This window comes from Spirosoma migulaei, assembly GCF_054776855.1.
Genome location: NZ_BAAHBG010000002.1, coordinates 112528 through 124535, shown reverse-complemented (window position 1 = coordinate 124535; position 12008 = coordinate 112528). Strand labels below are relative to the sequence as shown.

Here is a 12008-nt window from a genome sequence, read left to right as displayed (position 1 = left end):
TCGATGAGTCTATTTGGTGGCTGCTTTCGCGGCAAAGAAATCAGGGCGGATGTTAATCATCAGATAAGCCCAGGTGCCGATCTTACTCTTTTCGTCCATGGTGCCCTGCTTTGCATACTCCAGACTGTTGGTCCCATTCATGACCGAATAGCCAAATTCCAGGCTCGTAAACTTGTTGAGCATATAATTCGCCACGAAGTCGTATTCCATACCCAGTTTAGTCGACAGGAGCGTACCGGCGGTGGCATCAGGCATTTTATTGTAGGTTGGAGCTGCCAGCGCGAAGTAGTGAACATCAAACGTAGTGGTCAGGCGTGTTCCCGTGTATTTGAACTTCAGAAACGCATCTTTCAACCCACCCGATGGTGAGCCCGTTCCCACATAGAAATAGTCCATATAGCCCCAATGCCGGTGTGGCGTTCCATACAGTGGATCAAATCGGCTGGTTTCTCCCGACTGGATTGTTGTGGCATCGTTGCCTGATAGCACTTCATAACCGGGACCAACACTTAGCAGTCCTTTCTGGAACATCACATTCCCACCGTAGTGGTACGCGTTTTTGATGCTTAAGCCATCCCGGTCTTTGCCACTTTGGCCATACGCAAATGCCTGCCATTGTACATTACCAAATTTTGATGAGTTGTTTCCCAACAAACCTGTCAACATGGCCCCATACGTCAGGCGTGAATTTGTACCGGTAACATCATAACGTCTCCCATATACGTAACCCGCCGTAGCATTCCCAAGTGAATCGGACCGGTACTTCTGAAAATCATCTTTAAAGAACAGTGCCGAGAATTTTGTCTGGTTGAATTTGCGTGTCAGGTAAGCCATCTGAAACGACTTGAATTGCTGATTCTGCCCGTTGGTACTCAATGGCGTGGCCAATACAGGTGCCCCCCCCTTACCCGATGTTGGTATAAATCCCGCTGGAATTACCAGAGTTACGTTTTTGTTCGACAAAGCCGAAGCAGGCACATTCCCAGCCGTGTAATTATCACCTACGATCCCAAACGCGTCGGTATTTTGGTTGAAGCCCACGCCGAGGTCAAGCGCCCAGCCCTTGTGCTGACCTTTCAGCAAGGCGGCATCAAACCGGCGTCCCTGCTGAAGCCAGTCGAGGTTACCTAATAAACGTACGTCGTCGTAAACCAACTCCTGACGGCCTATTTTAAGGGAAAGGTTCTGAATGGGTTTAAATTTGATGGTCGTATCGGCACCATTAGCCAGCGTTACTTCGGCCCAGGCTTCGTGTACCATCAGGCGATTCCCGTCGGCATTATTGATGGTAGACGCATCCTGTCCCCATACCCGAACATCCTGAATAGACGTTTGAAACTGTACACGATCCCACTTGTAGCCAAACGTAAGCCGGGTACGTTGTGAGGTAAAAAAGGCAGCAGGCGCATCTTTTGGAGCGAGGTTACCAAGCCCGTTACGTAGTTCGGTCCGAGTTCGAACCTGGCCAATGAGCGAGAACTGAGCGAATAGTGTTGATTGGGTTAGTAGCAGAATAACAGCGGCTAATGACACCCGTTTGATTATATAATTCATACGAATAGGCAATCCGATTAAGAAGAAAATGAATGGTAGAAACAACAGTGAGTGGACCTACCCGAATTGGGGTAAGGCGGTGTAGAACAGACCGTAAGCGTGACCTGGAAGAAGAGAAGACGGCTAACCGGCGGGCTATTGCCAGGCCGATAGCATGAATGCGCTAATTTGCTTTACCTGTTATTTTTCATTTTCTTTGAAGCGTTTGTGTTTTTCGCATAGACAAATCCCGTTTAGCCGATCCAAAGGTGCCCCCACACCGGATCGGCTTTTTTCTTGTTTAGTTTGACGTTTGGAGTCCGAAGTTTAAGGTTCACTACTAACTGATTCCCTAGTAGAAACAAACATAATAGAGAACGACAACTTCAAACCTCGAACGCCAAACGTTAAACTTTCTCAGTAGGCCATAGAGAAGTTTCGCATACATTCGGCCAGATAAGACGGGTGTAGCGCAACAACTTCGCCGATGATCAGCACAGCGGGCGCCCCCACGCCTTGCTCTGCTGCCAACTGCGGTATATTCCAGACCTGACCTAGTACGCACTGCTCATCAGCGCGCGTACCATTCTGCACGATTGCCATAGGCAGGTGGTCGCGTCCGGCCTCACAAAATAGCGTGCATATCTCATTTATTTTACTCATTCCCATCAACACAATAACGGTTGCTTTCGACTGAACTGCCAGATGCAGATCATCGGAAAGCTCACCCTTACGTGTAGTACCGGTAATTACCCAAAAGCTCTCGCTAACCCCCCGGCTTGTGACAGGTATACCCTGCGAAGCGGGAACGGCTATACTACTTGACACCCCCGGTACCACTTCACACCGAATACCAAACTGCCTGGCGTACTCGTACTCTTCAAATCCGCGCCCAAATACATAAGGGTCTCCCCCTTTAAGCCGAACGACGTGGCCATATTCCTGCGCAAACCGGACAATCAGCTCATTTATTTCTTCCTGCGTAAACGACGCTTTACCAGCCCGTTTACCCACGTAGATTTTCAGAGCCTGTTCAGGCGCAAACTCCAGTAAAGTATGGTTCGCAAGATCGTCGTATAAAACAACGTCTGCTTGTCGGAGCGCCCTGATCCCTTTTAAGGTGATCAATTCGCCGTCGCCGGGACCCGCCCCCACGAGTGTTAGCATTGGCTTCATCTGACTTTACCGTTTACCCGTTAAATAGTGGTATTGTACTATTAATAGATATTTACCACTATTGAATATTTATGGTTCAAAAGTAGAGATGAAATTCTTAAAAACAAGCCTTTTTCAAAAAAATATGTTTCGTATTCAACCTATAACAAAATTATTCATTAGGATTTACCAAAAACACCTCTTACTTTTGACTAGCCTATTTTGGGAGGAAAAAGGCTATTTTATTAGATAAATACAATAATAAAACGGGGTTTTCACAATGTTATAGTTACAATCAACTATGAACACAAACACAAACAGGCGTGTCGTCGTCATTGGCAATGGCATGGTGGGCTACAAGTTCTGCGAGAAGATAGTAGCCAAAGAAAAAAATGAACAACGATTTAGACTGACAGTTTTTGGGGAAGAACCACGTGTAGCCTACGACAGGGTTCATTTAAGTGCCTATTTCGACGGCAAAACTGCCGATGATCTGACACTTGCCCCTCAAAGTTGGTACGCCGATAACGGAATTACTCTCTACTTGACGGACCCTGTTGTTGACATTGATCGGGAGCAAAAAGTGGTTCGCTCACACCACGGAATCGTAGTACCTTATGACTACCTGATTCTAGCCACAGGTTCTGGCGCGTTTGTGCCCCCCGTGGCTGGTGTCGAGAAAGATGGCGTGTTTGTTTATCGTACTATTGAAGACCTCGACCTTATTCAATCCCACGCACGTAAAGCCCCGCCTGGAGTGGGCCGGCCTGGATTGGTCCGGAAGGGAGCGGTTCTGGGTGGAGGTTTGCTGGGGCTCGAAGCCGCCAAAGCCCTACTCGACTTAGGGATGGAAGAAGCCCACGTAATAGAGTTTGCCCCGCGCCTGATGCCCCGGCAGATTGACGACGCGGGCTCAGGTATTCTGCAACGGCAACTGGAATCGCTGGGGCTCAAGATTCACTTATCGAAAAGCACTCAGGAAATCACTGGCGACGATACAATTACCGGCCTACTGTTTGCCGACGGTTCGCGTATAGACGTTGATATGCTGGTTATTTCGGCTGGGATTCGCCCGCGTGATGAGTTGGCAAAATCATCTGGGCTGGATACGCACCCACGTGGAGGGATTATTGTCGATAACTTCCTGCAAACCTCCGACCCATCCATTTTCGCCATTGGTGAATGTGCTGTAGCGCACCACATGATTTACGGACTGGTGGCTCCCGGCTACGAAATGGCTGAGGTAGTCGCATCACGTTTAATGGGTGAAGAGAAGGAATTCAAGCCCTACGATATGTCCACGAAGCTCAAGCTGATTGGTACGGATGTTGGCTCGTTTGGTGATCCATTTGCAACTGAGCCATCCTGTCGAACAATCGTTTACGAGAATAAGGCGAAAGGCGTTTACAAGCGGATCAACGTTTCGGCAGATGGGAAAGAACTAGTAGGAGGTATTCTGGTAGGCGATGCCGACCAGTATACTATGCTCCTGCAAACCTGCAAGAACAAAACCATCCTCCCGCCTGATCCCGAGGATCTGATTCTGGGCTCACGGGGTGGCGAAGAAGCCGGGGCCGGAGTAATGAGTTTGCCCGACGATGCCCTGATCTGCTCCTGCGAAGCCGTAACGAAAGCCATGCTTTGCCATGAAATTGGCGAGAATGGCCATAATACGATCGATGCGCTAAAAAAAGCGACAAAAGCCTGCACCGGTTGTGGAGGCTGTACACCCATGGTAAAAGACATTATTCAGGGTGTCATGAAGCAGAAGGGTGTGTACGTCCGTAACATCCTTTGCGAACACTTCGACTTTACCCGTCAGGAGCTCCTGGATTTAGTAAAAATCAACAGCCTGAGAACCTTCGACGCCGTACTGGACCATGTTGGTCATGGCGATGGATGCGAGGTGTGTAAACCCGCAGTTGCCTCCATTTTGGCAAGTCTCTGGAATGAGAATATCCTGGAAAAAGGCAGGGCTACGATTCAGGATTCCAACGACCGCTTTTTGGCCAATATCCAGAAAGGCGGCACATATTCGGTGGTGCCGCGTATTCCAGGGGGTGAAATAACACCCGATAAGCTGATTGTGATTGGGCAGGTTGCTAAGAAATACGGTCTCTATACTAAAATCACAGGGGGCCAACGCATTGATTTGTTCGGGGCTCACGTCGGCGATTTACCCATTATCTGGGCAGAACTCATCGTTGCGGGTTTCGAGAGTGGGCACGCCTACGGAAAATCATTGCGTACCGTAAAAAGCTGCGTAGGGAGTACCTGGTGCCGCTATGGCGTACAGGATTCGGTCTCATTCGCCATAGAGGTTGAGGAAAGATACAAAGGCGTCCGGTCTCCGCACAAAATCAAGTCGGGCGTATCGGGTTGTATCCGCGAATGTGCCGAAGCCCAGAGTAAAGACTTCGGCATTATTGCTACCGAAAAAGGCTGGAACCTGTATGTAGGTGGCAATGGTGGTTCCAAACCCCAACACGCCCAATTGTTGGCTTCTGATGTGGACAAAGAAACCTGTATCCGCTACATTGATCGTTTCCTGATGTTCTACATCAAAACCGCCGATCCGCTGACTCGCACAGCTACCTGGCTTAACAAGCTGGAAGGTGGCATGGCTTATTTACGGGCCGTTGTTATTGACGATGTATTAGGCATTGCCAACGATCTGGAGCGCGAGATGCAGTTGCTGGTTGATACGTTCAAATGTGAATGGAAAGAAGTAGTGGATAACCCACAACTCCGTGCACGCTTTGCTCATTTCGTAAATGTACCCGAGCAAAAAGACCCAACGGTTCAATTTGACGCCTTGCGCGATCAGAAGCGAGCTAAAGAGTGGGTTTAAAGGAAAGTCATTCGGTGGGCACTTATAGTCATAGATTGCCAATCGGTAGTCATCAACCATTAATACCAACCGAATGACCCTTAATGACTTCTGAATGACAATCTATCAAAGACAATGGAAACACTAACAATACATAAAAACGAAATTACCTGGCATCCTGCCTGTAAAACTGAACATATTCCTGAAGATGGAGGTGCCTGTGTGCTGCTCGGCGGTCGGCAGATTGCCATATTCAATTTTGCACGCCGGGGCGAGTGGTACGCAACCGCGAACGAATGCCCGCATCGCCAACAGATGGCTCTGTCGCGGGGTATGATCGGCAGCCAGGGCGAAGAACCTAAGGTGGCTTGCCCTTTTCACAAGAAGACGTTTTCGCTCAAAACGGGCCAATGCCTGAATGATGACGGATACGAGATTGACACCTTCCCGGTCAAAATAGCAGATGGAATGGTGTATATTGGGGTATAACCGAATACCACAACAAAATGACTCAACTCGATCAACAGGTAGCCAGCCGACTAACGCGGTTTTATATGATAGCCCTCACGGTTATTGCCGTGTTATCTTTGAGCGGGCTCCTGTTTATCAAGCATACCATCAGCACTCATTACGATGACAGCCGGGTAGTGAATGTGGCGGGGCGGCAACGGATGCTTAGTCAGCGCCTGACAAAGTTAGCTATGCTTCGGATTGAGGGGCTTACTGCCGCCGATACCGTTTCATTCGATTCGCTACTCCAGTCCTGGAGTCAGAGTCATATTCAGTTGCGGAACGGCATGCTGCATATGGAAAAGGACTATACGGTTCGAAAGAGCAGTCAACTCGATAGCATGTTTACGCGCGTCGCCCCCATATTTCAGTCCCTTTTTAACCACTTTAGCCGCATCAACGATCCTAGCAGCACACTTGATGAGAAAAAGGCGGCACTTCAAATCATTTTACGCGATGAGTTCCCATTCATACAGCAAATGAATGCAATCGTCTTTCAGTTTGATACCGAAAGCTTTGATCAGGTAAAACGGCTTGAACGAATCGAGTGGTTGCTTACCATTGCCACGCTGTTGACTCTATTGGTTGAGGGCCTATTTGTTTTTAGACCGGTGGTCAATTACACCCGTCATATTATCCGTAGACTGGACAGGTCGGAGAAGGCGCTGCAACTAGCGAATAACCACATGGAGCTAACTAACAGGGAGTTAGAAGCTACGAATCAAAATCTGGCCGCTTCTAATCGGAAACTGGTTGATACTCAACGTGAGTTATTACGGACTACCGAGGAAAAATATCAGCTTCAACTGGCTGAAGATACCGTTCGATCGGCGGCATTGCTGGAAGGTCAGGAAGAAGAGCGTCGGCGCTTTGCCCGTGAACTCCACGATGGCATCGGTCAGATGCTTACCGGCCTGAAATTACACGCAGAAAAGCTGAAGGCCACGTCATTTACGGATGAAAAACAGCGACTTCGTTTTGCGGAACTATGCGATCTGATTGCCGACACGATTCAAACAACCCGGCAGGTTTCCTATAACCTGATGCCTTCAACGTTAAGCGACTTCGGTTTAGGCCCTACCCTGCAACTCCTGGCTGAACAAACAACCCGATCAGTAGGTATTCCTGTTGTCTTTACCGGCTCAAAGGATGCTAAACGGCTCAGCCCATCCATGGAGATTGGTCTATATCGTGTTGCGCAGGAAGCCTTGCACAATGCCGTGAAATATGCCGAAGCAAAAACTATAAAAATTACCTTGCAGCAGGATATGCATAAATTGCTTTTATCCGTAGAAGATGATGGAAAAGGGTTTGTCATGAAAGCGTATACGGCCGATGAAAAGGTGTTACCAACAATCAACGGTCTCGATAATATGCGTACTCGAACCCGATTGCTCAACGGTGAGTTAACCATTACAACGAAGCCTAAAAGGGGAACGAAAGTCCGCGTTAGTGTTAATCTAGTAGATAACCTTAACTAGCCATGTCGATACGAATTCTCATAGCCGATGACCATTCTGTGGTAAGAAAGGGGATTCGGATGTTGCTGGAAGATGAAGCCGATATACAGATTGTGGGCGAAGCCTCCGACGGCGACGAAGCAATTGACTTACTTTCCAGTATTCAGACAGATGTTTTACTGTTAGATATCACTATGCCCCGGATGTCGGGTATTGACGCCCTCAAAGTTATCTCCAGTCAATACCCCCGCGTTCGAACGTTGATGTTCAGCATGCACAACAACCCGGACTATATTATAAAGGCGGTACAACATGGGGCTGCGGGTTACATTCTGAAAGACACGGGGCTTGAAGAAATATTACGGGCTGTCCGCACGGTTTTCAGTGGTGATTTGTACTATCCACCAAATGCCTCATCGGTAATTATCCAGCATTTAGTGCTGCCCAACAATACCCAACGAAAAGAAGCGAGAGCGGCCGAGCCCAAACGAACATCCATCTGGAACAAAATTACCTCGCGCGAAGCCCAGATTCTAACCTGTCTCATTGAGGGCATGAGCAGCCCCGAAATTGCGAACCGCTTTGGTATAAGCCCGAACACCGTTGCCAATCAGCGAGCAAGCATTATCCGTAAAGCTGGAGTAAAAAATACCGTTGATTTAATTCGGGTTGCTCTGGAAGAGAAAAACCGATAGATCTATTGATTCGGCTAAAACAGCAACGCTCCCGCTAGTTCTAGTGGGAGCGTTGCTGTTTTAGCGATAGCCTAGCCGATATAAGATCGCTTATCAGAACCTAATACACTTTCAATTTGGGGACAATTTCTTTCCAATTGGGGACAATTTAGCCTTTTGGAAGTATACCCACTCGCTTCCTATTTTTAATTGTATCTAACTTGCTATGCTCTAGTTTTTATGTTGCAAATGAGACCGTTGGTAAGCTGCATTTTCGGGAACAACGAGGCTCCATTAACTCTGCCATTCGCCTGTTTGTACGGATTTACTGCATTTAGTAGATCACTTGCCACAACGTTTGCATTCCGTTCACTGCTCTCAAAAACCAATCACTGCCTTCCTTGACCGTACAATATGAAGCATGTATCCTTGTCCCTCCTGTTCGCAATTGGGCTAATGCTCTGGCTCAGTGCTTATCAATCCGCGTGTTCACAGATAGTTCTGCCATCTGACTCAGCAACTTGTGGTATAGTAGATCTAACACCCGCTCAGGCGTTGTCTTTGGTACAAGAGGCTAATCTGGCTCTCCAACGCAAACGAGCCTCTAATACTGCGTTTACCGCCATTACCTATGTACCTATTCGCCCGCATATTATTCGCCAGAGCGACGGCACAGGGGGCTTTAGTTTAGCTAACCTGAATCAGGCAATAGCCCTCACCAACAACTATTATTTATTAAATGGATTTGGCATCCAATTTTACTTTGCCGGAACTACGCCTGATTATATTGATAATGACGATATGTATCAGACGTATGGCAACCAGTCGGTAGATGCTTATGACTCCCCCAACGCACTAAATCAGTATTATGTCAATCGGTTTTTGCAGCCAGGGCTAAATGGCCTGGCCTATTATCCTGATAATTATATCTATTCAACCCGGTCGTTTATCCTGGCAGGTGAATATACAGATGCAGATTACGTAGGCAATTTTGTGATTCCCCATGAGCTGGGACATAATTTTAGCCTGATTCACACATTTGGAAATTCCAACGGTACGTCGTTTACGAATGAACTGGTGACAAGAGGAGCCGGCGCAAATTGCAGCTCTGCAGGCGATCTAATCTGTGATACACCAGCAGACCCATTCACAAATAGTAGTAACCTGACCATAAATGTGAATGGTTGCCCGCAGTATAATTCAGATAACTCGATCCGTGATGCCAATGGCGATGCCTTCACGCCGTTAGTCACCAACATAATGTCCTATTATTTTGCCTGCACACACGACTTCACCCCTGGCCAGTACGACCGAATGCAGGCTGGATTAGCCCTACGTCAAACACATACGGCCTACACGCTCGATTTCCCCGCCACGGATGTAGCACCTGTTACTAATCTAGCAGCAGCCAGTAATAACGTTTCAGTGCTGCTAACCTGGAAAGACAACGCCAACAATGAAATGGGCTACTTCATTGAACGATCTACTTCTCCAACAACCGGTTTTGTTTCTATTGGTGGCGTAGCAACCAACCAAACCGCATTTAGAGATAACCAGGCCGCACCACAAACAGCCTATTATTATCGAATTCGTCCTTCTAATACCACAACGGGCAGCATCAGTTCAGTTATTTCTATTATCACACCCGTTGTGCCTGCCATAACCGGATTGACCACAACTGGCATTCTGGGAGATTACGCCCGACTGAGTTGGAATAGTATAGGAGAAGGCGCACAATATGAGGTGCAATGGCGTCCACAGGGAGCAGCTACCTGGATGACACAAGGCACGACACCAGAGCCGTATACTGGCCTTGGCGGTTTATCAACTAATACGGCCTATGAATGGCAGGTAAGAGCAGTAGGTAGTGCCAGCTATTCGGGTCCCGTGAGTTTCACAACAGGTTGTCCCACACCCTCTTCTCCCGCCAGCAGCCCAACCCGCATTTCGGCATCTCTATCTTGGAATGGGGTTAGTAATCAAGCCTATACCCTTCAGTGGCGACCCAGTGGGGCTACCAACTGGACTACTATTAGCAATCTGACTGGTACTACCTTCAACTCAACCACCTCCTATTCGTTAACCGGTCTGTCATCTCAAACGGCCTATGAATGGCAGGTACAGGCAGTTTGCCCAGGCTCACCTCCCATAGGTTCGGATTATACCACCCCGCACTCATTTACAACGGGAGCTTGCAACCCTCCTTCTTTTACGAGTGCTAATAATCCAGGGGCAGAGTTGGTTAGTTTTTCCTGGTCAACTATAGGTTCTGGGGAGCCCGGATCCTCAGCCGAACTTCGCTATCGGCCTGTGGGTACAACCAACTGGATCACAGTTAGTGGAATACCAAACGAATTATACAACGGCAGCAGCTACACCGTGACTGCGGGCCTGACTAATAATACAACTTATGAATGGCAGGTTAAAAATATTTGCGGAGCGGTTGAAAGTTCACCCTATACCACTCTGAGTACCTTTACCACTACCTGCCGAACACCCACTGGACTGTCTAATATACCTACTTCCAGAGGGGCAATTCTCCAATGGGGGGTAAGTGCTTCACCGGATCCGGCTACTACCTATACCGTTCAATACCGACCCGTGGGTAGTCCTACCTGGACTACTATGGCAGGCTTGTCCTCTTCCTCCTATTCATTAACAGGTCTGGTTGCTGGTACTACCTATGAGTGGCATGTACTAACAACGTGTACAGCAAATACTGCATCCAATTACTCTGTAACGAAAACGTTTACAACTGGCTGTAATCAACTGGTGGCCAACAATCTGAAAAGTTTACTGATCACTTCAACATCAGTACAACTGGTATGGACAATTTCAAACGATCCCGATACCCAGTATAATATTAGTTACCGTCCAATAGGCACCCCAAACTGGTATACGATCAATGGTCTGACAGCTTCATCGACTGGAGGCTTTTACAATCTGTTAGGATTAACGAACAATACAACTTATGAATGGCAGATCAGTACGCTTTGTTCAGACACGCAGGTGGGCGCCTTTACAGCAGGCCCAAACTTTACGACCCAATGCCAGACGCCCATTAATTTATCGGCAATCGCCCGGTTTTCTTCGGTTTTATTGAGCTGGAAACAAATGGGCCTTGAGGTTACCTATGATGTAAACTATCGACGGGTAGGCCAACAGGATTTCACCACGCTTAGTAATCTAACAACAACCAGCCTGGTAGTAACTGGCTTAATCAGTAGCACTCAATACGAGTGGCAGGTTAGAGCTCACTGTTCGGATGGGCAAACAGGTGATTTTTCAATTAATCAAACTTATTTCACAACCAACGCATGTAGCCAACCCTATCCGGCTTATCCTGCGGTAACCAATCTTACTAATACGTCGGCAATCGTGAACTGGTTATTTGCTTTTTCTGAGCCTAACACGCCGGGCGAAGTCCGCTATCGGGTAGCAGGTACCACTACCTGGACTACGCTTACCAATCTTTCTACAGCTAACTATGCAGGTAACGTTAGCATTACGGGTCTTACGCCTAATACTTCCTACGAATGGCAGGTAAAGTCCCTTTGTTATCCATCGATAAATTCAGCATTTAGTACATCCTACTTCTTTCAAACTCACCCTCTCTGCTCCAGCATGTATACGATTCAAACTGGCGCTTGGAATGATCCCATGATCTGGTCCTGTAACCGCATACCCACGAATACCGATGTGGTGTGGATTAAACACATCGTGACTATTCCGGCCAGCTATATAGCTAATGCCCGTCAGGTAGGCTTCGAGTCTGGCCAAAAATTAAGTTTCGGTACAAGTGCTCAGTTAAAACTGGGGCTGTAATTCAGCAGGCAAGAGAATGTA

Annotated in this window: 7 protein-coding genes; 5 read left to right on the top strand and 2 right to left on the bottom strand. The window is 47.8% G+C overall.

Annotated elements, in window-relative coordinates:
* Positions 1 to 9: 9 nt before the first annotated feature.
* Both ACYVGO_RS01630 and cobA read right to left on the bottom strand, forming a co-directional pair.
* On the bottom strand, positions 10 to 1554 hold the full coding sequence (locus ACYVGO_RS01630; protein WP_460967079.1) for an alginate export family protein: 1545 nt from the start codon (positions 1552 to 1554) through the stop codon (positions 10 to 12).
* A gap of 396 nt (positions 1555 to 1950) precedes the next feature.
* Positions 1951 to 2709, bottom strand: a complete 759-nt coding sequence (cobA, locus tag ACYVGO_RS01625; protein ID WP_460967077.1) for a uroporphyrinogen-III C-methyltransferase — start codon at positions 2707 to 2709, stop codon at positions 1951 to 1953.
* A gap of 280 nt (positions 2710 to 2989) precedes the next feature.
* On the opposite strand from cobA, the gene nirB reads away from it, so the two are divergent.
* From nirB to ACYVGO_RS01600, 5 genes are all read left to right on the top strand, one after another.
* Positions 2990 to 5539: a nitrite reductase large subunit NirB gene (gene nirB / locus ACYVGO_RS01620; protein ID WP_460967076.1), complete on the top strand. Its 2550-nt coding sequence runs from the start codon at positions 2990 to 2992 to the stop codon at positions 5537 to 5539.
* A gap of 114 nt (positions 5540 to 5653) precedes the next feature.
* Entirely contained in the window at positions 5654 to 6007 is a 354-nt protein-coding gene (nirD, locus tag ACYVGO_RS01615) for a nitrite reductase small subunit NirD (protein WP_142776554.1), read from the top strand.
* Positions 6008 to 6024: 17 nt separating this feature from the next.
* The gene (locus tag ACYVGO_RS01610; protein WP_460967074.1) at positions 6025 to 7509 is read left to right on the top strand and encodes an ATP-binding protein; all 1485 of its coding nucleotides are present in this window, start codon (positions 6025 to 6027) and stop codon (positions 7507 to 7509) included.
* 2 nt (positions 7510 to 7511) lie between these two features.
* Positions 7512 to 8183: a response regulator transcription factor gene (locus ACYVGO_RS01605; protein WP_142776552.1), complete on the top strand. Its 672-nt coding sequence runs from the start codon at positions 7512 to 7514 to the stop codon at positions 8181 to 8183.
* Between the two features lie 534 nt (positions 8184 to 8717).
* On the top strand, positions 8718 to 11987 hold the full coding sequence (locus tag ACYVGO_RS01600) for a fibronectin type III domain-containing protein (RefSeq protein ID WP_460967072.1): 3270 nt from the start codon (positions 8718 to 8720) through the stop codon (positions 11985 to 11987).
* The last annotated feature ends 21 nt before the right edge of the window (positions 11988 to 12008 follow it).